Annotated in this window: 21 protein-coding genes; 2 read left to right on the top strand and 19 right to left on the bottom strand. The window is 65.7% G+C overall.

Going from position 1 to position 22,487, the window contains the following annotated elements:
* Window positions 1-89: 89 nt before the first annotated feature.
* The 14 genes from SPF06_RS18615 to SPF06_RS18680 all read right to left on the bottom strand — a co-directional run bounded on the left by SPF06_RS18615 (window position 90) and on the right by SPF06_RS18680 (window position 16,399).
* Complete coding sequence (locus tag SPF06_RS18615) at window positions 90-3,446, bottom strand: DUF499 family protein (RefSeq protein WP_323280640.1); 3,357 nt, start codon at window positions 3,444-3,446, stop codon at window positions 90-92.
* Window positions 3,446-6,133, bottom strand: a complete 2,688-nt coding sequence (locus SPF06_RS18620; RefSeq protein WP_323280641.1) for a DUF1156 domain-containing protein — start codon at window positions 6,131-6,133, stop codon at window positions 3,446-3,448. Before SPF06_RS18620 ends, SPF06_RS18615 begins: the two co-directional genes overlap by 1 nt.
* Window positions 6,130-9,600, bottom strand: coding sequence for a helicase-related protein (locus SPF06_RS18625; protein WP_323280642.1), 3,471 nt, complete (start codon window positions 9,598-9,600; stop codon window positions 6,130-6,132). Before SPF06_RS18625 ends, SPF06_RS18620 begins: the two co-directional genes overlap by 4 nt.
* Window positions 9,601-9,774: 174 nt before the next feature.
* Window positions 9,775-10,317: a hypothetical protein gene (locus SPF06_RS18630; protein WP_323280643.1), complete on the bottom strand. Its 543-nt coding sequence runs from the start codon at window positions 10,315-10,317 to the stop codon at window positions 9,775-9,777.
* Window positions 10,317-11,093, bottom strand: a complete 777-nt coding sequence (locus SPF06_RS18635) for a hypothetical protein (RefSeq protein WP_323280644.1) — start codon at window positions 11,091-11,093, stop codon at window positions 10,317-10,319. The genes SPF06_RS18630 and SPF06_RS18635 overlap by 1 nt, the downstream gene beginning before the upstream one ends.
* Window positions 11,074-11,541 (bottom strand): HD domain-containing protein, encoded by a 468-nt coding sequence (locus SPF06_RS18640; protein WP_323280645.1) that lies wholly within the window; start codon window positions 11,539-11,541, stop codon window positions 11,074-11,076. Before SPF06_RS18640 ends, SPF06_RS18635 begins: the two co-directional genes overlap by 20 nt.
* Before the next feature lie 243 nt (window positions 11,542-11,784).
* Window positions 11,785-12,024, bottom strand: a complete 240-nt coding sequence (locus SPF06_RS18645; protein ID WP_323280646.1) for a hypothetical protein — start codon at window positions 12,022-12,024, stop codon at window positions 11,785-11,787.
* 52 nt (window positions 12,025-12,076) lie between these two features.
* Entirely contained in the window at window positions 12,077-12,301 is a 225-nt protein-coding gene (locus SPF06_RS18650; protein WP_323280647.1) for a hypothetical protein, read from the bottom strand.
* A 109-nt stretch (window positions 12,302-12,410) separates the two neighbouring features.
* Window positions 12,411-14,273: a DNA cytosine methyltransferase gene (locus SPF06_RS18655; RefSeq protein WP_323280648.1), complete on the bottom strand. Its 1,863-nt coding sequence runs from the start codon at window positions 14,271-14,273 to the stop codon at window positions 12,411-12,413.
* Window positions 14,270-14,461, bottom strand: coding sequence for a hypothetical protein (locus SPF06_RS18660; protein ID WP_323280649.1), 192 nt, complete (start codon window positions 14,459-14,461; stop codon window positions 14,270-14,272). The genes SPF06_RS18655 and SPF06_RS18660 overlap by 4 nt, the downstream gene beginning before the upstream one ends.
* Window positions 14,458-14,733: a hypothetical protein gene (locus SPF06_RS18665; RefSeq protein ID WP_323280650.1), complete on the bottom strand. Its 276-nt coding sequence runs from the start codon at window positions 14,731-14,733 to the stop codon at window positions 14,458-14,460. Before SPF06_RS18665 ends, SPF06_RS18660 begins: the two co-directional genes overlap by 4 nt.
* Window positions 14,734-14,823: 90 nt before the next feature.
* A complete protein-coding gene (locus SPF06_RS18670) occupies window positions 14,824-15,279 on the bottom strand; it encodes a hypothetical protein (RefSeq protein WP_323280651.1) in 456 nt (151 codons plus the stop codon).
* Window positions 15,276-15,854, bottom strand: a complete 579-nt coding sequence (locus SPF06_RS18675; protein WP_323280652.1) for a hypothetical protein — start codon at window positions 15,852-15,854, stop codon at window positions 15,276-15,278. Before SPF06_RS18675 ends, SPF06_RS18670 begins: the two co-directional genes overlap by 4 nt.
* Before the next feature lie 395 nt (window positions 15,855-16,249).
* Complete coding sequence (locus tag SPF06_RS18680) at window positions 16,250-16,399, bottom strand: hypothetical protein (RefSeq protein WP_323280653.1); 150 nt, start codon at window positions 16,397-16,399, stop codon at window positions 16,250-16,252.
* Window positions 16,400-16,606: 207 nt separating this feature from the next.
* Here SPF06_RS18680 and SPF06_RS18685 point away from each other — a divergent pair, with 207 nt between their 5' ends.
* Both SPF06_RS18685 and SPF06_RS18690 read left to right on the top strand, forming a co-directional pair.
* Entirely contained in the window at window positions 16,607-17,008 is a 402-nt protein-coding gene (locus SPF06_RS18685; RefSeq protein WP_323280723.1) for a LexA family protein, read from the top strand.
* A 182-nt stretch (window positions 17,009-17,190) separates the two neighbouring features.
* Window positions 17,191-17,400 (top strand): hypothetical protein, encoded by a 210-nt coding sequence (locus SPF06_RS18690; protein ID WP_323280654.1) that lies wholly within the window; start codon window positions 17,191-17,193, stop codon window positions 17,398-17,400.
* A gap of 121 nt (window positions 17,401-17,521) precedes the next feature.
* On the opposite strand, the gene SPF06_RS18695 is transcribed toward SPF06_RS18690, so the two are convergent.
* From SPF06_RS18695 to SPF06_RS18715, 5 genes are all read right to left on the bottom strand, one after another.
* Window positions 17,522-17,857 (bottom strand): helix-turn-helix domain-containing protein, encoded by a 336-nt coding sequence (locus SPF06_RS18695; RefSeq protein WP_323280655.1) that lies wholly within the window; start codon window positions 17,855-17,857, stop codon window positions 17,522-17,524.
* A 188-nt stretch (window positions 17,858-18,045) separates the two neighbouring features.
* The gene (locus SPF06_RS18700; protein ID WP_323280656.1) at window positions 18,046-18,888 is read right to left on the bottom strand and encodes an ATP-binding cassette domain-containing protein; all 843 of its coding nucleotides are present in this window, start codon (window positions 18,886-18,888) and stop codon (window positions 18,046-18,048) included.
* A gap of 5 nt (window positions 18,889-18,893) precedes the next feature.
* On the bottom strand, window positions 18,894-19,958 hold the full coding sequence (locus SPF06_RS18705) for an ABC transporter permease (protein WP_323280657.1): 1,065 nt from the start codon (window positions 19,956-19,958) through the stop codon (window positions 18,894-18,896).
* 101 nt (window positions 19,959-20,059) lie between these two features.
* On the bottom strand, window positions 20,060-21,106 hold the full coding sequence (locus SPF06_RS18710) for a sugar ABC transporter substrate-binding protein (RefSeq protein WP_323280658.1): 1,047 nt from the start codon (window positions 21,104-21,106) through the stop codon (window positions 20,060-20,062).
* A 241-nt stretch (window positions 21,107-21,347) separates the two neighbouring features.
* Window positions 21,348-22,397: a LacI family DNA-binding transcriptional regulator gene (locus SPF06_RS18715; RefSeq protein ID WP_323280659.1), complete on the bottom strand. Its 1,050-nt coding sequence runs from the start codon at window positions 22,395-22,397 to the stop codon at window positions 21,348-21,350.
* Between the last annotated feature and the right edge of the window lie 90 nt (window positions 22,398-22,487).

Genomic DNA, 22,487 nt, shown 5'->3' on the forward strand with positions numbered 1-22,487 from the left:
GTCCGGCCGGGGTCCTTTCCGGGCCGCAATTCCACGCGATTCGAGCGACTGCGAGCATACCTCGGCGTGTGGGCATTTCGATCGGGCGATCAGTCCATTGACCAGTCCTCGGCCCCGAATCCAAGGGTCCTGAGGTTCTCTCGAATCGTTGTTCGTTGGTCGTCGGAGAGCTTGTTCAATTGATCGGACTCGATGTCGATCGAGATCCGAACTGATGCGCCGCTTGTGACGAAGTGGGACATGATCTCTTCGTAGATCTGCCCAACATCACGGACGACTCGGTTGACGGTCACTTCCTTCGTGGCGTGGAACCGCGTGGGCACCGTGACGGCCGTTGTGCCCCGATCTGTCCGGTCCGATCTTGAGGCGTCTGTTCCCTCTCCAGTTGCGGTGGATCCCCCTGCTACGGTGTTCCCTGTTTGTTGTTCCTTGGGCGGCCTGGTGTCGTTTGCGATCTGCCCGAGCGCGGTTCTGGGGTCGACGAGGAGCCCGTCCCTGCGCACGGCGGGCGGCGCTGTAACCGTCAGACCGACGAACCGCCCATCCTCGTACGCATCTGCGTAGGCAAAGCCATCGATCTCGATCGCCGAGACCTGGTCAAGCCGCCGGACAGCATCGATTACGACCTTTGGCTGGACGACTTTTGGCATGTAGACGTACTGGGAGAAATATCCGGCGACCAGTTCGACCGGAACATACGGTTTGTCTTTCCACAGGTTGAGCCGGTTGATCTGAATCCGCAGCAGCGACGGGGAGAACGATCTGACGACGAATTCGCCGGCATCAGCCTTCTTCGTGGCGCGTTCGGCGAGGGTGCCGTCACCGTTCATGAGGACAGGTTCGATCTCGATCTCCGACTGGCCTGGCTCTTGCGTCGGCACGAGGATCCAGCGGTACGCCTCCCGGATAGCATCAGCGACTGTCTGCTTCGCTTGGGCTACCCGCGATTCGGCAACTTTGATGTTGTGCTGGTCGAGGTTGAGGGAGTCTCGGTTGGTGAGGATGTACTCCCACGCCATGCGCTGCCGGACGGCGTTGAGGAGGACATCGACTCGGTCCACTTCGGGAGCGAGGAAGATGAGGCTGTTCTTATGGATCCGGGCGTTGGTGCCTCTCTTCTGGATGAACTCGACTGCGGCGTCTTCGGCCACCGACTTCGCCCGTTTGGAGAACGGCCGGTCGGGGCCGAAGACGACCAGGGCGATGCCAGGGTCGTCTTCGACGTCGATGCTGTCGTGGGGGAATCGGTGGACTCTTTCAAACAGTCCCTTGTCCGTCTCTAGTCGAACTGCTGCCGCGAGCTCGTCGAAAACTTGGTCGTCGTGATACGCGTCAGCGCGTTCTTGGACGATCTGGGAGACCGTCTGCTGGAGGGAGAGCCAGTAGCGATCTTGGTCGCGGTTCATGTACTTGCCAAGGTCGCCGAGGCGGCGCAGACCGTCCGAGACGTGGGCCGGGTTGTCGCCAGGGTAGGTGGAGCCGAGGACAACCCGTTTCTGCTCGAGGCCTCGAATCGTTGCGGCGCTCCCATCGCGTTGGCGCAGGTTCGCCATCGGGGCCGTGCCGAGGAACACGCAGCGGGCGGCACGCTTGGTCGCCATCGACTTCCCGAGGATCTTGATTTCGCTGTCAACGAGATTCGCGGTCGAAGCCTCGCCGGCGATGTCGGCATCAACGATCGGCTTCCACGAGTCATCCAGGTGGTTGGCCAACTCGTCGAACACCTTGGCACTGTCGAGGGGCACTGATGCCGGGAGGATCATGGGTGAGCGGTCGCCGCTGATCCAAAGTGCGTAGACGACGGTGGCCATGAGCCTCAGTACGCCTCTGGTCCGCTGGAACCGTTCGAGAGTCGACCAGTCCTTGTACAGGCGGTCAAAAAGCTCCGGATGGATGGGGTAGGCCGTTCGCATCGAGGCGCGGTAGCCGGGTTGCATAACTTCGCTAGGCAGGTCGGAGGCGTGCCTCGAGTAGTGGTCAATGAACTTATGGACAACCAGATCGCGGGCGGCGTCCTGCTCACGGCCGAACGGCTTGAAGATCCGCCGGCGGACGATTTCGAAGGACTCTTCGATTGTTGCGGGCTGCCATGGCGATTCCAGCCGGTGGATCACCGAGCGAAGATGGCGTAGGGCCTCGAGGCCTGCTGTTCCGCCGATCTCGTGCTCGTTCTCGATAGGCGTCTCGCCCGGCATGTCGCGGACGACATCCGATGCGGGGAGTGAGACGACGAGCAATGCCGTAGGAACCGACTTGACCGCCTCGGTGAGGGACTGGACGAAGGTCATATGGGCGTCGAAGGTGCCTGCTGGGGTGGCCTTCTCCAAGGACCATAGCTGCCGGAGGTACGCCACCCACTCGTCCACGAGCACGACGCACGGTCCGCAGGCCGCGAAGAGTGCAGCGAGATCGGTCGTCGTCGGGGGGACAGACTCGCGGTCATATCTGGCCAAGATCTCGTATCCGGCGCGGCCGCCAAGCTGGTAGGCGAGCTCGCCCCACATCGTGTTGACGGTGGTGCCGTCTTGCTTCTGCGACCCCAAAACTGAGAGATCGTTGCCGACGAGGACTGCGCGGTTGACCTTCTCCGGAAGCTCCGCGAGGTCGAGCTCGTCAAGCATTTCTCGGATCCCGGGAAGTTGCTCTGCGCGAACGCCGGCCGCGGCATGGTAGACCGCAAGGAGCGAATGGGTCTTGCCGCCGCCGAAGGTGGTCATCAGATCGATCACAGGTTCGCCACCGACCCCGCTCAGGCGCCTAATTGCCTGTTCCAGGAGATAGCGGAGCCCTCGAGTTAGATAGGTTCGGCCGAAGAATTCGACAGGATCTCCGTATTCCGGACCGGCAACACCTTGATGCACCTGACGAAGGTCTGCGGCGAACTGGGCGAGTTCAAAGGTGCCTCGCGCGACGTCGTCGTGAGGCTCTACCACGTCGCGCCAAGCCGGCAGACCTGTTGAATCAACTTGCACCGAGAGTGCCTTTTCCTGGGCCCTCTGGAGACGCTTCTGATCTTCTTCGAACATGAGGCGGCGGAATTCGCGCCGCATCTCGTCGGCCTGGTCGGCTTGCTTTACAGCACCAATGGAGCGCAGGATGTGCTCTCCGTCCATGAGCACTCTCTCGGTTCGCTCCGATGAGATTCGCTCGCCGTGTGCCCATTCCTTCCGCGCATCCCACAGCGCAGACACCACTCGCTTGTCCTCGAACGAAAGTTGGTCCTTGAAGACCACGTGCCACTGTTTGTCGAATACCCAGAACAGATATGCCGGGTCTGAAGGGTTCGGGGTTGAATCTCGGCCGGTGAGGCCTGCCGTCCGGCCGACGACCGAGGGCCATTCCTCGCCGTACTTGGCTTGAAGCTGCGCAATCATCCATGGTCCGAGCCCTTCGGCGACCAAGTCGAGAACTCGCCCCAGGCGTTCCTTGTTTGTCAGGCCTGCCATCAGAAGATCCTCCCCGCCACAGTGGTTGCCGCAGTGGAGCCGAGCTTGATGAGCTCGCTCCAAGCACTAATCAATGCGTTGTAACGTTCTTGATCGCTTGTCCGCGAGCTCTTGGCTGCGATGTCGTGCAGACGGTAGGTGAGTTCCATTGCTGGGTCTTGAAGCGGTCCGAGTTCGCCCATTAGCCGCGCAGCTTCAAGTTCTCCCCTGCCATCGATCAGCCGGTCAGCCAGGTGATGAACCGCCTCCCATGCCGTCGGGCTGATGTCGTTGGAGGGGATCCAATCGCGGTCAAGCCCACTTCTCCCCAACAACTGCACCTTGTTCGCGTGGCTGGTAGCAACTTGAGCCCGGACCACGTCGTCGACGCTGATCCCGAGTGGCCGCACAGCTTTGTCGGCTTCGCCGAACGCGCCCGGAGCCCACCCATGTGTCGCCCACCATCTGACAGCGAACCTCGACTCGGAATCGAGATCGCCCTCCTGCTCATCCAGGACCTCCCCCAATGCGCTATTGATCGCACGGAGAGCTTGATCGACCTGAACCCTTGCGCCGCTTTGATCCAGCACGGCTCGGTACCGGGAAAAGATCTGCATGCCGGGGCCCATCGCAGCTTGGGCAAGGTCAACGGGGAGGATGGATGCAGCCTGGAGGTCGCGGACTGCCGATCCCAACTCCCTGCGCAATGAGCGATTGAAGTCGGCCAGGCTGCAGGTCTGGGCACTCTGCGACCGCGGACGGCAGACCATGACGATGTAGGAAGACACCGCATTTGTACCTGCGGAGACCATTCTCGCTTCTGTTGTGCCCCGAATTGGCCATGAACCGGTGATTTCTAGATCGGCCGCGATCATCGCGGATAGTATTGCTGACCATCTGGTTTCCTCGCCCTTGCCTGCCTTCTGCTCTTTCGAGGCATAGACAACAAGCATGGGTAGTTCTGGCAGCAATTGTCCCTTCAGATTCCTGAAGGTCTCTGTGAATCCCTCGATAAAGTACCGCTGGGCTTCCCTCTTGTTATTGCCGTGTCTTGACGCGACCGCCGTTAGCTCGCCATTTTTGGGTGTGGCTATGGTGCCGTAGAGGTCTGGGTGGACTGTTCTCAGAGCCCTTCGATGCCAGACGTAGAAGAAGTCGGAGATGTCCGCATACCCGATGGCGTCGAAGTACGGCGGATCAGTAGCCACGAGCCCGGGGCTCGGAAGTGTCGCGGACCGAGCATCACCTTGAATGACAGTCGCCGAGGCTGTGGGGGCATCGGACACAAAGGGGAGCGCGCGAAGTGCGGTTTTCACTAGGCCGCGCCAGTCTCCTACGGACGTCCCGAAGACGTTCACTTCAGGAAAATCCCAAGTCATTGGAAGGTTGTGGGTAGAGAGAGCGGCCTCAGTCTTAGCCTGGGGCTGGTTCCTCCAAATGGCCATCGAGGATGAGAACTGGGCCATCTTCCCCACGGCGAGCCCTAGGAGAGTGGTGATCGCGGTCGCCCATGTCTCGTCACCCCCGTCCGAGATGATCCGTTCACGGTTCGCAGCGACCAAATCGGCAAACGTGGCAAGAGTGAGACGCTGACGCGAGTTCATAAGGCTTCCCCATGAAGTCATTCCATACAGCCCGACGCGAATGCTCTGCCCGTCGATGTTGATCGGAACATCAAATTCCTCCGCGTCCGTCGGAATCCGTTGCAGAACCGACGACTCTTCGTCCGTGGGGGATCTATAGATCCGCTTCTTGCCGACATTGGCCACGACGCAGATCATGCGGAGGCCGAGCCGCCCTGCCTTCCCCTCGGCCCGCAGGTACGGGCCGTCGAGCGTGGCGTCGCACCGAGCACATGCGAAGACGCCGTCGCCGATCTTGAGGGATTCCGCTGGCGCGCCGTCGGCCCTTCCGCTCACGACTCGGAGGACGATGCCTTGGCCGTCAGGCTCGGCGACAAGCCATGCCCTGTCGCCCGACTTCTTTGATAGCCAGTACGTGGTCAGGAGCGGGGTGACTACTCCGCAGGTGGGGTTTGGGCAAGCCGCAGTTCGGGCCCAGAGCCACGCGATCGGGGATTCTCCCGCGAGCGTCTCGTAGTAGGGCTCGAGGACATCCAGTGCCTGCGCTCGGACGAGTTCTGCATAGTGCATCACGTCGTTGACCAAGCCGGAGAAGCGGCCAGAAGGTCCGAGTGAGAATAGGCCGCTCTCAGGTTCCTGGCCCTTGTGCAGAGCAGGACGAGCAGCTAGAGGCGGAAGTGTCTCGGTCAATGTCCGTGAGATGAGAACAGGGACCGGGTTGAGGTCGGAGCCGTAGGTTGGCAGACCGAGGCGTTGCGATTCTATGAGCGTCGATCCCCCGCCGCAGAACGGGTCAAGAACGGGCGGGAGACCGTCTGGGAACTGCTTTTCGAGGCGATCCCGCGCCTCGACGAGCGTCTCGTCGTCTGGGAGGTCGGCTCCGTTGGCGACGAGCCGTTTGATGAGATCAAGAAGGCCCACGCGAAGGTTGTCGTCTTCGGGGTCATCGATGAGCGATGCGAAGAGCAGTGCGCGCCATGCCGGCAGCGGCATGGGAGCGAACCACTTGTGGAGGTTGCGAATCGTCCCGGTTTTTCGGTCTTTGTCCGCCTTGCAGGCGGCATTGATCTCGTCGAGGGGCAGGGCAACCTCGATCAGCTTCCTGCGTCGGGTCGTCTCGCTCACTCTTGGCTCATCTCTGTTGCATCGGTCCAGAAGGGTTCCCAGTCGTACTCGACGCGGGCTGCTCGAGGGTCAATCGGCTGGGTGATCGGGTGGCGTAGGTAACGCACAGTAGTCCCGTCATCTGCGGAGACCTGGACTAACGCCAGGACTGAGCGAAGTCCCTTGTTGAGTGCGGTTACTGCCTCTTGTCGCGTCAGCACGAAAGTCTTCCCACCCGCTACCCGGCCCTTGACCTCGATGAAGTCGATGCCCTGTTCGGTGTCGGATTCGATGTCGAAGCCGGGGTTGTTATGGTGCATCTCGGTAGGACGGTGGCAGAGGGCTTCTTCGACGCGGAGCACCGCGTCAACGGCCAGACGTTCAACCCGGGCTGTTTCCTTGGCGCGGGCTTCGGCGCCGGAGGGGTCTTCCTGGGCGTCAAGCCATCCTTGAGTGACGACGAGGCAGGCGCCGGTGACGCGTGGCGGGCGGACCGCGATGTCGCGTTCCTTCTCGAGTTCCTTGAGGCGGCGATCGAGTCGTCGGGCCAGAGCCTCGGCGCGGTCCCGCATCTGCGAGGCCGGGAGCCTGGTCTTCTTGCCTGAGCGTTCCTGCTCGGCGAGCTCGAAGGCCCGTTGGTCCCAGTAGTTGATTTCGCGCGTGAGGCGTTCGCGCACCAGCCGTTCGGTCTTGTCGACGCGCTCTCGCGTCCGTTCGGTGATCTCCAACGCGTGCTTACGGGCGATGGTGACTGAGGCCTGCCTGATGACGCGCTCTTCGAGATCGGACGCTCGGGCCCATGGCTCGGCGAGGACGGTCACAGCGCGCGCGAGCTCGTCCTCCCTCGGAGGTTCGAAGTTCGGGATAGGTGAGCCCTCTAGCGGGGTGATCGCGCCGTCGGGATCGACGCGGACGTATTGGGCGCGCCGCGAGATGACCTGTGGCTGTCCGTCCCGGCCGGTTCTGCCGTCGGTGACGTCGTGTTCGAGCAGGCTCACCACGTACGGGAGAGTCGCGACGTCGGAGCGGTCGACGAGGATCGCCCCGCGGCGCAGGGCATCGTGGTAGCGGTCTGAGATGAGGCTCATCGTGGCCGCCATGAGCGGATGCCCTGGGTGGAGGAGCGTCGCGAGGTGATCGTTGCCGGCGACCTTGGTGTAGGCAGGGTCGAACGTCACGCGATGGTAAGTGTCCACGACCGGCTGGCCGTATCCGGTGACGCGGTCGCGTTCCTTGATCTCCCCCGGGACGCGTTTGATCTCAAAGCGGTGGCTCTCACGCATGCGCAGTGATCCGCCGATTTCGGCGAACGCCCTGTGGAAGAAAGCCTCGACATGGTGGGGCTGGAGGCGGGCTGCCTCTGCCCGCTCCATCTCGCGCCGGATGTCGTCTACTTCGGTTTGTTCCATGTGGGATGGGACGAGCTGGTTCGCTCGCAGCAGATCGGGGATTCCGTCGGAGATCTTGGGGTCGACGATCTCGGTGAGGTAGCGCTGGCGCTCTGGCGCCTTCGATTCCTTGATCGCCGCGATCATGAGGTCGCGGAGTGCGTTGCCTTGGAAGAGCTGGCCGAGGACGTCGTAGACCCGTCCTCCGAGGGTCGCGCGCTGCTCCTCGAGCTTTTCTAGGAGGCGGGTGTAGACGTCGCCTTCGCGGGTGTCCTTCGCGACGAGCGACCACATGAAGCAGGTGTTGGGCTGGCCGATGCGGTGCACCCGTCCGAAGCGCTGCTCAATTCGGTTGGGGTTCCATGGGAGGTCGTAGTTGATCAGCAGGTGCGCGTTCTTGTGCAGGTTCACGCCCTCGCCTGCGGCGTCGGTGGCGATGAGGAACACGCAGCGTTCGTTCTGTTCGAAGGTCTCCTTCGCCTTCTTGCGGTCTTCGCGTTTGGTGCCGCCGTGGATGGTGATGACGGCGTCGTCTCGCCCCAAGTGCTGGGTGAGGCGGGCGACGAGGTCGTCGAGGGTGTCTTTGTGCTCGGTGAAGATGATGACCTTGCGGCGGGCGCCGGTGTCATCGCGCATCTCTTCGTTGTCGTCGAGGGTGTCCCGCAGGGCGTTCCATTTCGCGTACGTCGGCGAGAACCGCACGGAGGCTGACTTGACCAGGAGCCGGTCCAGGACCGCGATCTCGGCCTCAAGCTCCTCCGGGGTGCGCGCGGTGGTCACCCCGGCCACTGCGCGGTCTTCCAGCGCCTCGCGCTCTTCGTCGGTGAGGTCGTCGAGGTCGTCCCAGTCGGGAACGTCGAGGTCGTCGCTGATCCTAGAGGAGCGGATGCGTGCGTCTTGGAGCTCGGATTCCAGCTTTCGCCGGCGACGTTCGAGCGAGCGGTGGATGGCCGCGGGCGACGACGCCAGGCGGCGCTGCAGGGTGGTGAGGGCGAATCCGACCGCCGTGCGCCGACGGTTGTCGCCCTTGATCGCGTCGGCTCGGTTCATCTCGTCGCGCACGTAGCTCGTCACGTCGGCGTACAGGCTCTGCTCCTCCGGAGTCAGGTCGTATTGGACCGTGAACGCGAACCGCTCTGGGAAGAGGCGCGTGCCCTCGAACGTGAGGAGCTCCTCTTTGACGAGGCGTCGCATGAGGTCGGAGACGTCGACCTTCCGGGTGCCTTCGCGGGCGACTCCCTCGAACCGGTCCGAGTCGAGCAGGGCCATGAAGAGCTGGAACTGCTGCTCCTTGCCGGAGTGCGGGGTCGCCGTCATGAGCAGGAGGTTGCGCGCGTGCTTCCCGATCTCCTCGGCCATCTGGTAGCGCTTGGTCTTCTTGACCTCGGTTCCCCAGACCGAGGCAGACATCTTGTGCGCCTCGTCGAAGATGACGAGGTCCCAGTCGACCTCGCATGCCTTGTCGAGGATGCCTTCGCTGTTGCGGGCGAGCACGTCCAGGCGGGCGAGCCAGAGCCCGCCTCGGGCGAACGGGTTGCCTTCGTGGAGCACCTTGTCGCGGGTGAGGACCTCGAACTCGAGGCTGAACTTCTCGCGCATCTCGTCGTCCCATTGGTCGACGAGGACCCCCGGGGAGACAACCATGACGTTCATCGCCGCTCCTCTGAGGAGCAGCTCTTTGACCAGGAGGCCAGCCATAACCGTCTTGCCGGCGCCTGGGTCGTCGGCAAGCACGTAGCGGAGCGGCTGCTTGCCCAGCATGATTCCGTACACCGCTCGGAGCTGGTGGGGCAGGGGCTGGACATCGCTTGTGCCGAGTGCTGCGAGATGGTCGAAGAGGTAGGCGAGCCTCATCCGCCTTGACTCGGCGGCCAGGAGGAACGCGTTGGGGTCAGCCTGGAAGCTGAAGGGAAGGCCTGGCTGGACTCCGCGGATCTCGCCCATGGCGTCGGCGAAGACGATCTTCTCGACAATGCCTGCCTCGGTTCTGAAGGCGACGCTGGCCGAATCCTCCGTGAGCCGGTCGACGGCGAGGATCTTCACCGGCTCCTGCCCGGCTAGGCCGGTGACTGTTGCACCGACGCGAAGCAGCTCGGACATGGCAGTCGCATGTTCGTCGCCCATTCGCGATACCCCCGGTTGCAGGATCTAGCTGAGCTCTTATTGCGCCCGCTCGCGAATCGTACCGCGACTGCTGTTCCGAATTTCGCACGCTCCCGGCAATGATTGCAGTGAGGGGGTCAACGACTCCACTGGCCTCTCCGCATTGTGAGGCTAGGCAGTTGCGGACATACGTGAGGCGCTGACGACAATGCGCTCGTCCGCGGGCTGCACCAGAGCTTGGGTGCTGCCCGCCGGGAATCCTGCCCTCTTCCCGGTCCGCAGGTCCGAGGCGAGGGAACGTGCCGGGGCGTCCGCGTCAGACGCGAACGCCGCGACCTCGACCCACGAGCCGTCTTCTGGGAGATCGTCGACGCTCAGGCCAGTGAGGGGCCGGGCCTCGCGCACGCCGAGCTGGGCGGAGAGGCGGATCTCGCCGCGGGGCTGGGCGGCGAACTCATCCAGGAGCCAGGACCAGCTGCGGCTGTCGAGCTTGGGCCGGTCGGCGATGAGGGCCTCGGCCTCTTCGCGGCCGATTCCGACCATGCGGACGCCCTCCACGTAGGCGGGGCCCGCCTCGAGCTCGCGCATGCGGTGCCACCGGCGCGTGTTGGGGACCCAGACGAAGACGTGCCAGGGTGCGCTCTTCTGCCGGGCTGCGACCCAGCTGAGCTTGCCCTGGTCGTCCTCGATCCGCTCGAATGCGACCTTCTCCATCACTTCACCTTCCTCTCCACCGGGACTCCCCCGAGCTCGTGCAGCGCGCTGATCCCGTCGGGGATGCCCACCGTATCGCTCATCGTGCGCATCTTGCGCTCGAGGACCTCCCTCCGCGGATCCTGGGGCGGCAGCCGCCGCGCCTCTTCGTAGAGGACGTGCAGGCGGTCCTTGACCGACTGCGACGTCTCCGTGTGGACCTGCACCTCGAACCGGAGCCCGTCGGACTCGTAGACCATGTGCAGGCCCTTGTACGTCGATCCCTCGACGAACGAGTGGTCTGCCTCGGCCAGCTTCGCCCCCGAGGCCGACAGGGACGCCTGGATGTCCCGGGCCGTCTCGGCGACGTCACCCTGGCCGGCGATGACCGTGTACCGGGCAACGTCGCTGAGCCGGGCCGATATCCCGTGCAGCCCGCTGTCGCTGCTGCCGGCGAGCATCCTGCTCCGGGCCCGAATCTTCCGGGCGAGGGAACCCGGGGACTTGAGCCGGAACTCCAGACCGTGGAGCCGCCGGCCCTTCTCCTCGAGCGCCGTCAGCGACTTCGTGATCTCCGGCTCCCTCCTCCCGACGTCGCGGAGCACCCCGATCGCCTCGGCCGCGACGGCCGGCGGATGCTCGCTCCACACCTGGGCGATCTCCGCATCGCCCCTGCCGAGCCACTCGACCTCGGGCAGGTCCGACGCCGTGCGCACCAAGTCGGCCGCGGTCAGGCTCCGTGTGCCCGACGGCGTGCGGTCGCAGCGGCGCCCGCCCTCAGCGATCGCCCGGCACAAGATTTTCGAGGAGCCGGCGGGCCTTGGCGTACTTCGCTTCCAGCCGGGCCCTGGTCTCCTCGGGGAGACGTCCAAGCCTGACGGGATCGGTGTTGTCTGCGAGATCGGCCGCCTTCACCCAGGGGGCGAGCGCGTCCGAGCGGATCCTGGCGAAATACTCCTCGGTGCTCTCCCCTGCGCGCTTCGTGACCGCGTCGACGGCGGTGAGCACCGCATCGGGGAACCCCGCGGAGCGCAGCTGCGCGATGGTGACCGGGGTGTCCTCCACGACGTCGTGGAGCAGGGCAGCAGCCTGGGCTTCCGCCGGCGCATGCGGCCACAGCTCGAGGAGCCTGCGGGTGACCCGGCGGGGATGCTCGATGTACGGAGCGCCTGCCTTGTCCACCTGCCCCTGATGCGCCCGTGCCGCGATGCCGTCGGCCAGGGCGACGAGATCAACTCCTGCCATGTGTCCCATTCGACCATTTCCTGACATCCAGACCGGGGATGTCCAGAGTCGGCGCGCCGGGGCGTGGCATTGGTGCCCCCTTGGGTCTCCTCCGGGATCCAATGCCATTGCGCCGATGGAATGCGACCCCAACGCGGCCTGTGCCATCTCCGGCCCTCCGATAGATTACTCGATCTGACATATATAGTTTATGCCGCGAAAGCCGGTGGACCAATACCCCTTTCCCAGGGGGAGCCTCGTCGGTCATGAGCCCTCGTCCGCTCTGCGATGCACGGTGGCCTGCACTTCGTTCATGTGATCGTCGTAGGAGCCGAACACAGCGTGGTCGTCCCAGGTCGGAGTGGTCCATTCGCCACATGAGCAGGTGCCGAATGTTGCACGGTATCCCCGCCGGACCGATTCTTCCTCGTCGGTGTGCAGACTGAGCCGGTGCGCGTTCAAGTCCACGAGCGGATCGTCGATATAGAAGGGCAGATCGCTCACGCGGCGTACCTCCAGCCTTGTTGCAGCGCCCCTGTCCGGCTGGCTGGTTTGATCATCCGTCCAAGCCCTCCTCGAAGATGAGCGTGACCAGGGCACCAGCCTGATCTGTGAATGTGACCGTGTTGGCCTCACGCGTGAATGGCGTCCGAGAGGCGCGAAGTCCGGCGGTGCGATCCTCCAGGGCCTCTGCAGCGGTGCTGAAGTGGTCCTCCAGTCGAGTCACGCTCACCGCGCGCATCACGAGAACCGACAAGACGGGCCGTGGGTCGACGGTCATTGTCCGGCCTCCTCTCCGGCGAGCTGCTCGATGCGCGGCGGGTACACGGACCTCAGCTCCCCGCCGTCGCTCCAGCCCATCGCGTGCAGGGTGGGGGTCTCGTCCCGGCTCATGGCGCCATCCCATGCAATACCGCCCGGAGGCGGAGCCCAATCCACGTCCCGACCTGCGGGGAGACGGCGTTGCCAAAGCCGTCGACCTGATCCCGGGCGCTGCCCCAGACCTTGAAGGTGCCCTGGTGCTGACCGAAGTCGACGTCGAATCCGCAGCCACGCCCCACCTCGCGGCTCTTCATCATGCGGAAGTAGCAGTCCTCCAGGGAGACTGTCGCCAGAGCCTCGAGCCACCCTGCCGCCAAGAGCGCCGTGGTGTCCCGAGAGGTGAGGGTGCCCATCGGGTCGTCCAGGGGGTGCGCTGCGGTGTCGGCCGCGCTGGATCCGTTCTGCTTGAGCCAGCCGACGGCCAGCGTCTGGGTCAGAAGCCCCGGGATCTGCTCCGAGGTGACGGTCGGCATGGCCTCGGCGTGCGTGGTCGGGACGGTGTGCCGGCGGAAGGGAACGACACCGCTCGAGAGCAGGCCGAGCCCTCCGGAGCCTGCACTGCCCACCAGGGTCTCCATGGGCTCGCCCAGGCCCCTGCTGGTGCCGTTGGTACGGTTGGGCAGGACTCTGGCCGAGAGCATTCCCAGGGTCTCCGAACCGCCCTGGGTCGGGAGCGGCTCGTCCCCGCCCCGGGGCGCGCCCTGGAAGTTGGCCACCGCCAGCGCCACGGGAGGGGTGAGTACCGCTGTCGACGGGCTCGCGGGCTGAGTCCACAGCGGCTGGGACAGGTCCCGGGCCCGGCAGTGCGACCCGGGGCGCTCGTAGCCGTTGGCCATCTGCATGACGGCGCCGGTGGACAGCAGTGCGGCCTCCTGCTGGCTGGTCTGTGTGGGCAGCGGCTGCCACGGGTGCCGCTCCGATCCCCTGGTGGCCTTTGCCGGCATCAGGACGGCGGGGAACTCGGCGAAGCGCTGCCGGCACCGCTCGGCCCGGGCCATGGTGGAGGCCGCCAGCGGCCGCTCGCGATCGCCGATGCGGGTGCCCAGGTCGCTGAGGTCCAGGGACCTGAGGGAGTACCCGGAAGGCGGGACGACCTCGTCCCGGCAGCCAGGGCAGCGGTAGACGTACTGCTTGCCGTACCGGACAGAGCCGGTGACGGGGATCCCGGTCTTCCACGACTGTGCGGCCTGCACGACGGTGTCGCAGCGCTGGCACCAGGTCTCGGGGCGGTGGTCCAGGTCAGGGGCGGGAATCGCCTTGTCCCAGAAGACCCAGTACGCCCGATCCCTCGACTGGTCGACGTCGAAGAATCGGCTGTTGAGGAACAGGACCCTGTGCCTGTAGCCCAGGATCTCGAACTGCTTCAGCCACCAGCGGTACGTAGAGCCGTCGCCGACTTTGCGGCTGCCGGGCACGAGCCGGCCCCAGGACTGCAGCTCGGTGGTGCATTCGACCAGGATCATGCGCGGATGGTGCTGCGCCGCGTAGTGCAGCACGCAGTTCGCGGTCGCGCGGTCCCGCTCGGAGCGCGTGACCCGCTCTTCGTACTCCGGGTCCAGCATGTCGAACAGGGACACGGCATGCTCATAGGCCCGCTTCGTGTTGGCCTGCGAGTGATTGGTGCACGAGACCCCCGCGACGAGCAAGTCGGCGGCGGGCAGGTCCCTGGCGGAGTGGTAGTCAGAGGACTCCGGATCGACCAGGTCCGCGATCCAGTGCTCCGCGTTCGGGTGGTTTGCCTCGTGCACTTCGACCTTGTACGCGTTGTGGTTGGCGGCCATGATCGTCGTGAATCCAGCCATCTCGATGCCGCGGGTGAGGCCTCCGAAGCCGCTGAAGAGGTCCACGGCGACCAGATCGTCGTGACGGAACGAGCGCGTCCTGGTTGCGGGCCTGTGCTCTGCGGTCCGCTCGGTCAGAGCCGGGGTCACGGCCGCTCCTCCCCCATGGCAAGGCGCCCGGCACGGCGGGCACGAAGGTGCTGCCCGAGCTCCCTTATGGCCCGGTCGCCCAGGCAGTCGAAAATGCTGGTCTGGCCCGGAAGCTCGGCTTCAGGAACGGCCGGGTCGTCCGTGAGGGCGACGTCGCGGGGGTCATGGCCGCTGCGACGGCTGGTCATGGCTCCCGCCGCTCGAGCGCGCTGCGGATGCGCTGGCGGGCGGATCTGATCGCCGTGGCTGCGGCAGGATCGCTCTGCCTCGCGCAGTCGTGCAGCTCGTCGTCGATCCGGGAGAGCTCGTCGGAGCCGAGGCTGGCAAGTTGTGCGTCGTCGAAGCCCGCGATGCGCATGTAGATGTCCTCGCCCCGGCGGCGGAGCCGAAGCGACAGGATGACAGCGCCGGCGATCAGCGCCGGGGCGAAGAACGCGATCGACCACGTGACCGCGCTCATCGCATGACTGCCTCTCTGGCGGTCTTGGTCTCGATCTGGGTTTTCATGCTGCTGTCCTCTCGTCCGGGTGGCTGGCCACGGGTGGGGTTCTCAGACGGCTGCGGCCGCCTTGACCAGCCCGATCTCGGCCGCGAGTGCGTAGCGGACCTCGTCCCACGATGGGCCGGTGAGCTTTCGCACCGGCTCGGTGATGGCCGCCAGGGCGGCCTCGGCGCTGATGGCCTCGAGGGCGACCCTGCGTTCGGCTTGGTGGAGGTATCGGACGAACGCGGGGAAGAAGGCTCGTGCCCAGTCCTGGTGCCCGTCGTCGAGTAGCGCCGCGATCGCCTCGGCGGGCCATGTCCGGAATGCGCGGGCCAGCTTTCCTGCCGCCTCCGTGCTCTGTGCCTCGGCGACCTGTGCTGCGCATTCGCGGGCGCTGCAGTCGACCATGAAGGCCATGAGCCTGCGGTTGGGCGGCATTGACCGGTGTCCGATATCGAGGGGGCCGGCGGTGAATGCGGGATGGGGGGTGGCGAGTGGCTCGCGGTGGGTGATCTTCTTCATCTCCGACTCCTGTTCGTGGCTTCTGCCCCCAAAGGTCCTCCGGAGGGACGGTTCGGGACACCGGCGTCACGGTTGGATGGGCTGTGGCCGGTGAGCTCGTGGTGGGGGACGGCTTCGTTTCCCCACGGCGAGGAGACGATGACGCTGCGGGCGTTCGCCCTGAGGACGGGGAGCCATTGGCCGTGCCACCGGACTTGGTCTCCCTTGCTGATGCCGGAGCGGTCGGCGGCGATTCCCTGGGCGATCTGCTCGCGGCGGACCGCGGCCCAGCGCTCGGCTTGTGTGGCAAGCTCGCGTTCACGGGCCTCGAGTGCCGGGGCCTTGCCTGGAGTGCGGGCTGCGTTTTTGAGCTGCCGTCGGATGCGCCGCTGTTCGTTCTCGATCGCGTCGAGCCGGTGGGCGACCGCGGACGGCGCGAAGCGCCGGGCCTCGGTCTCGGGTGTGCCGGGGGCATCGTGTGCGGCCTTGTGGGAGGCCCTGTGGGCTTCGAGGTCTGCGTCGGCTGCGGCTCGGAGCCGGTCGATGGCTCCGACGTCGTCGACAGCCTCTTTGGGGGTGCGGGATACGGCGGGCATGCCACCCTCCTGATTAATACTCGATCTGACATCTATAGATTATCGAGGTGGAGGAGGCTCGGCAAGATCCCCCTCCTGCCAGCCCAAGGTCGCGGGACTGGGCCGAATCGGACATCGGCCCGAGGACTTGTGGGGCAGGGATGCGGGGATGCTCGCCTGAGGGCTCGAAAAAGCCCCTGCCGGAGACTTGGGGGGTGTCTCGACGGCAGGGGCTCTGTCACGAATGTACCGCACAGCACGGGCACGAATCAGCACCCTCGCCGGAGCTCGCGCGACCGGGCTCAGGGTCGCTGACTCTCAGGTCAGACCAGCCCGTGCGCAGCGTCGGGGCGCGGAGGACAGGGAAGGGCAAGTGCCCAGGTGGTGCCGTGCAGTCCGCCCGGCACCCTCAGCAGCTAGTCGCGATCGGTGCGGATGGCGATCATGTTCCAGCCCTCGGGGACCTTCTCCCGGGCCGCGGAGAGGGCTTGTTCGTAGGTGGGGGCCTCGGCGTCGACGCGGTCTGTCGCGTCGGAGCCGTCCCTGATCGTCACAGTCACCAGCACCCACCCATTGTCTCAGTCGGCCAAGGAGCCCGTGCCCCTCGAACGCGGACAGTTGGGGACATCCGCCGGCATCCCTTGTCGGCCGCCGGATCTACCATTGGAACAGGTGTATGAGTGATAGTTGCATCGCTCAGATAAATATTCGACTCAGTGGAGGTGCAGGCCGTGGCCTTCGTGCTGAACTCCTTGCGGGTCGACGCGGAGCCGATGCTCCTGCCGGTCGCCCCGCAGCCTGTTCCGGCCGGGTTCCCGAGTCCCGCCCAGGACTACTACGACGGACCGATCGACCTCACCGAGCAGCTGGTGAAAGACAAGGCCGCGACCTTCATCGTCCGCGTCGTGGGGGACTCTATGGAGCAGGCCGGCGTCAGCGACGGCGATGAGCTCCTCGTCGATCGCTCCCTCGTCCCACGCCACGGTGACGTTGTCGTGGCCGTCCTCGACGGCGAGCTGACCGTCAAGCGCCTCTGGCTCACCGCGCGCGGCGTCGTCCTGCACGCCGAGAACCCGAAGTACCCGGACATCCTGGTCCCCGAGCTCACAGAATTCCTGGTCTGGGGCGTGGCAACCTACTGCATCCATCACCTATACGGCCGGAAGTTGCATTAGATGCACGAGCTCATCGCCCATGTGGACGCCTACGTTCACTTACCTCAAACCTGTTGTTGCTTGACTAGCATGGCTAGCGATCGCCGAGCTCGAGGCAGGCTGCATCCGGCCGCCACGTGGGGCGGTGGCGGATGCCGAGGTCCAATGGGTCCGGTGCGGCCTCGGGGAAGCCGGAGAGTGTCGTGCAGGATTTGCTCTGCCCGGTCCAGGATGGCGAGGCTCAGGCCTTCTGGGCCGTCTTCGAACTCGGCCCGGGCCAAGAGGGAGGCGCCACTGAGCAGCACCGGGATGGCCTCGTCCTGGTTTCCGAGCGCAAGAGCATGCTCGAGGTCCGCAGCCGCGGTGCGGTGGACCGTGGACGCGGCGCGGATGAGTGCTTCCGGCGTGTATAAAAGAGGTCTCTTGGTCGCTTCGGCCGGTGTCGGATCCACGATTCTCCTTCCTCGGCGATCTCCCTGGTCGCAGTTGTATGCGCCCCTCCGATCGAATACCGGAGGGCGCAGTCAGATTCGCTCAGGAGGCCTTGGGAGTCGAGGCCCATTCGCGGAGGTGGTCTAGATGGGCCTCGCCGCTGCGAATCGCGGTGCCTTTCAGGGCTGCGTTGAGCAGCGCGTGCCGCAGGGCTCTCTCGTCGACTGCGGGGGCGAGGGCGAATGTCTTCCTCCGGCCTTGGACGGAGCTGGTGACAAGGCCCCGGCCGTGGAGCCAGGCGAGGTGCTGGTAGACGCTGGACGGGGAGATGTCCAGCGTCAATGCGAGGTCGCCGACAGTGTCCATCCCCTCCAGGAGGAGGGCCAGCAGGTGAAGCTTCGCGGGGCTGGCGAGCAGGTTCTGGTCGAGAACGGGCATGCGGCCTTCCTTTCCTTGGATGGTGCCCACGGGTCACCCGGCATCTGGTTCCGAGGCCGGTGTCCTTGGGTTGGTCCAGGACTCCTCGACTGGGGTCATGGCTGCCCTGCCGGCACGACTCGTCATCTGGCGGCGGCCTAGGAGCCGGGCGCGGCTGCTAGCCGGCCCCGCTCCGGGGACGGGCCGTCTCACTTCTCGTTGAGCATCCTCTCGAGGTCTCCGGCTTCGGGGGCGTGGCCCTCGTGGGCGGTCTCGTAGGCTGCTATCTCGGCTTCGAGCTCGGCCATGGCCTCGCCGCCGGCCATGAGGTCGGTGATCTCCTCCCGGGTGCGCTCGCCCTTGCGGAAGTCGGCGGCGAGGGCTCCGTGGATGAGGACGGCGAAGTGGTCCCCGACCTTCATCGCGTGGGTGACGTTGTGGGTGACGAGGATGACGGCGAGGCCCTGTTGGCGTGCCTGCATAATGATGCGCAGCACGTGGGTGGCCTCCTTGACGCCCAGGGCAGCCGTGGGCTCGTCGAGGATCAGCAGCTTGGCGCCGAAGTGCACGGCGCGCCCGATCGCGAGGGCCTGCCGCTCGCCGCCGGAGAGGCCGCCGACGAGGCGGTTGCCGTCGGTGATGCGGGTGATGCCAAGGCTGCGCATCTCCCGGACGGCGATCTCGCCGGCGAACTTGTTGTCGAAGCGCTTGAACGGCCCCCATCCCTTCTTTGGCTCGGCGCCGACGAAGAAGGAGCGGCCGATGCTCATCAGGGGGAAGGTGCCGCCGAACTGGTGCACCGTGGCGATGCCGCGGTCGCTGGCGTCGCGGGGGCTCTTGAACTTCACCGGCTCGCCCTCGACCTCCATGGTGCCGCTGGTGGGCTCGTGGAAGCCGGAGAGGACCTTGATGAGGGTGGACTTGCCGGCGCCGTTGTCGCCGAGCAGGCACAGGACCTCGCCGGGCTTGACCTCGAGGGAGATGTCCTTGAGAACCTGGGTGGAGCCGAAGGACTTGCAGACGTCGGTCAGCTTCAGGAATGGAGCGGTCATGGTGGTCAGGCCTTCTTCTTCGGGGTTCCGGAGGACAGCGCCATCTTCCGGAAGGTGTTGTTCATCAGGACAGCGACGAGGAGCAGGATGCCCAGGATCAGCGCGGCCCAGTCGGAGTTCCAGCCGGTGTAGTAGATGCCCTGGCTGACGATGGCGAAGGTGAGGGTGCCCAGGAGGACGCCGACGACGGAGCCATAGCCTCCGGTGAGCAGAACCCCGCCGACGACGACGGCGATGATCGAGTTGAAGACGAAGGCCTGGCCGTTCGCGACCTGGGCGCCGTTGTAGAGGACGGTCTGGATCACGCCCACGAGGGAGGCCCCAAGGGCGGAGCTCATGTAGAGGCCGATCTTGACCTTCTCCACCGGGATGCCAGTAGAGCGAGCGCTGATCGTGTCCCCGCCGACGGCGAGGATCCAGTTGCCCCGGGGGGCGAAGTGCAGGAACCATCCCACGCCCAGGATGACGGCGATCCACCAGAAGATGGCGACCTCGAACTGGCCGCCGATGAGGGTGCCGAAGATGCTCTTGGCCCACGCTTCCGGGGCGAGCGAGACGCTCGTGGTCCCGGTGATCACGCGGGAGAAGCCCAGCGTGATGCCGGCGAGACCGAAGTTGGTCGCGAGGGTCACGACGAACGAGGGCACGTTGGTGCGGGTGACGACGAGCCCGTTGACAAACCCAACGAGGCCTCCGACGACGAGGGCGGCGACGATGCCGACCGCGGTGGGCAGGCCCCAGTAGCCGGAGATGATCGCCGTGGTCATCGAGCTCGCGGCGATCACCGAGCCGACCGAGAGGTCGAGCTCGCCGGCGATCATCAGCAGGCCGACAGGGATGGCGACTATGCCGAGCTCGGCGGCTACGTTGAGCCAGCTGGCTGCACCGCCGCTGGAGAGGAACTGTCCTCCGCCGAAGATGGCGAAGAAGACGAAGACTGCCACGGTCCCTATCAGCGCGCCGGTCTCGGGCCGGCGCAGGAGCGAGCCGAGCGATGTCGTTGACGGCGCGGTCCGCGCCTTGCGGTTCGCGGAGACCCCGGATGGGCCGTGGGTCGTATTCACTGCCATGGTTGGACTACCACCTTAAGTACTGAGGACGCGACGGCTGTGACGCGTCCGGGGGGTCTGGAACCGGGCCCCGGGGCATTCCGGGACCCGGCTCGTCGTTGTTAGCGGACGCCGGCCTGCTCGCCGGCGAGGGCCTGGTCGACGTTCTGGGAGTCGATGATCGCGGGGCCGGTCAGGATCGGGCGCTGTGGGAGGTTGATCCCGTAGGCGACGTAGGAGTTGGCCATGGATACCGAGAGGTAGCCCTGCATGTAGGGCTGCTGGTCGATCGCGAAAAGCGTGGTGCCGTTCTTGATGTTGTTCAGCGTTGCGGTGTCCATGTCGAAGGTCGCGGGCTTGACCTTGCCCGTGAGGTTCGCCTGCTGCACGGCGCTGACCGCGCTGCCGGCGTCGGAGGTGCTGATCGTGACGACCGAGTCGATGCTCGAGTCCTTCAGGAGCGCCGCCTTGATCGCCTGGGCGACGGCAGTCTGGTTGCCAAACTGGGACGAGGGCAGCGGCAGCTCGGTCGACGTCCCGCCATTGGCCTTGATGCCATCGCCGATGCCGCGGCACCGGTCCTCGGTGTTCGTCGAGCCGGGCAGGGTGTTCACGCACAGGGAGTGCTTCGCGCTGTGCTGCCCGAGGTACGTACCCCCGGCCTTGCCCGCAGTGTACTCCTCGCTGCCCACGTAGTTGACCGCCCCGACCTTGTCAGCAGCAGGCAGGCCCCCTGCGTTGTAGATGAAGAGCGGGACCTTCTGGTCGGTCACGTGCTTCAGGGCCGCGTCCTCTGCATCGGGCACCCAGTCAGGTGCGATGACCGCCGTCGCGCCCTGGCTCAGCGTCGAGTCGATCAGCTTGGCAGCATCGGGGCCCAGATTGTCGTAGTTCTGCGGGCCCAGGAACGTCACCGAGCCACCCTGGGCCTGGACCACCTTGGCCGCATCGTCGACGCCGCGCTTGACCTTGGACCAGAACGGGTCATCGGACTTGCCGCCGATGACGAAGATCTTGGCCTTGCCGTTCCCGCCGGCGGCTGCGCCGCTGGTCGAGCTCGAGGAGTTCCCGGACTGGGAGCACGCGCTTGTCGCCAGCACGGCCAGGACCCCGGCCACGGCCAGCACCCGGCGGTTCCACACCACACGGGCAATTGACTTCATCGTCATCAGCAATTTCCTTTTCTCAGAGCCGACCGCACCGATATGGAGCGGTCCACATCTTGGCCATCGGTGTGATGCCATTCACACGATGACTCAGGGGGTGGCTGGATGTCAATACTTTGTCCAGACAATTTGGAGCGCTCTGATGATTCAATCTCAAGAGGTGGATGGCTGGTCGGAGCGCCGCTTCCAAGGCCAGGTGGGGACCACGGATGAGGGTCCTGCCGCGAGCGATTTGCGGGCCGTGTCAGGGCTCGTGGATTTGCCCGTTCCGGGACGGTCCCGTGCTCGGGCGGGTCGCGAGGGCGGGCTCGATGAGGGCGTAGCGCCTCGGTGCGTCCGGGTTTTCAAGGCGGGCGAGCAGCGTGCGGGCGGCCTCTGCGCCGATCTCCCGGCTGTGCGGATCGACGCTCGTCAGCGCGAGGTAGCCGTAGGCGGCGAGCGGGGAGTTGTCATAGCCGACGACGGCGACATCCGCCGGCGCCTTCAGCCCCCTTTCGCGAAGCGCGGCGAGGGCGCCGACGGCCATGACATCATTCGCGGCAACAATCGCCGTGACCGGCGGAACGCGGTCCAGGAGTTCGAGCGCGCCCGAGCGGCCATCCTGTTCCGAGGTCCCTTTGCCCGCACCGACGACCAAGGGTCGCAGGCCAGCTGCCGTCATCGCTCTCTCGTAGCCTTTCCGGCGGTGGGCTGCGGGACCGCCTCGGCCGGTCACATGCCCTATACGGCGGTGGCCCAGGTCGAGCAGGTGCCGCGTGGCGAGCTCGCCCCCTCGTTCGTCGTCGCCCGCCACCACGTCCGCCCTGGGGAGCACCGCCGGGCCCAGCTCGCGGACGCCCGCCACGACCACGGGCACCGGGATGTTGCGGAGGAGCTCGGCCCTGGGCTCGGCGGCGAGGACGAGCGTATCGACGTGCTGGGCGAGGAAGCCGTCCACCGGGTTGCGGCCCGATGCTGCCTCGAGCTGGAGGTCGGCGACGCTGACTGTATACCCGGCAGGGTCGAGAACGGAGCGCAGGCCCGCGAGGAGCTCGACGAACCACGGGTTGCGGAAGTCGTCGATCAGCACGCCGACAGACCGGGTCTGCTGGCTCGCGAGGGCGCTTGCTGCCCGGCTCGGACGGTAGCCGAGCTCCTCGATCGCCTCGAGCACCGCCTGACGGCGCGCATCGCTCACGTGCGGCTCGTCCCGCAGCACGAGCGAGACGAGCGACTTGGAGACGCCAGCCCGGGACGCGACGTCGTAGATCGTCGGCCGGGTGCGGGCGGATGCAGATGTCGGATGGGCGCACACGCGATCATCATGACACTCGTCGGGGCGAGACGCCCCCGTCATCTTCTGGATATTGACAGGACAAACCTGTATTCGTACTCTCATTGCTGG

The organism is Sinomonas terricola, from assembly GCF_034931225.1.
Classification (GTDB): domain Bacteria; phylum Actinomycetota; class Actinomycetes; order Actinomycetales; family Micrococcaceae; genus Sinomonas; species Sinomonas terricola.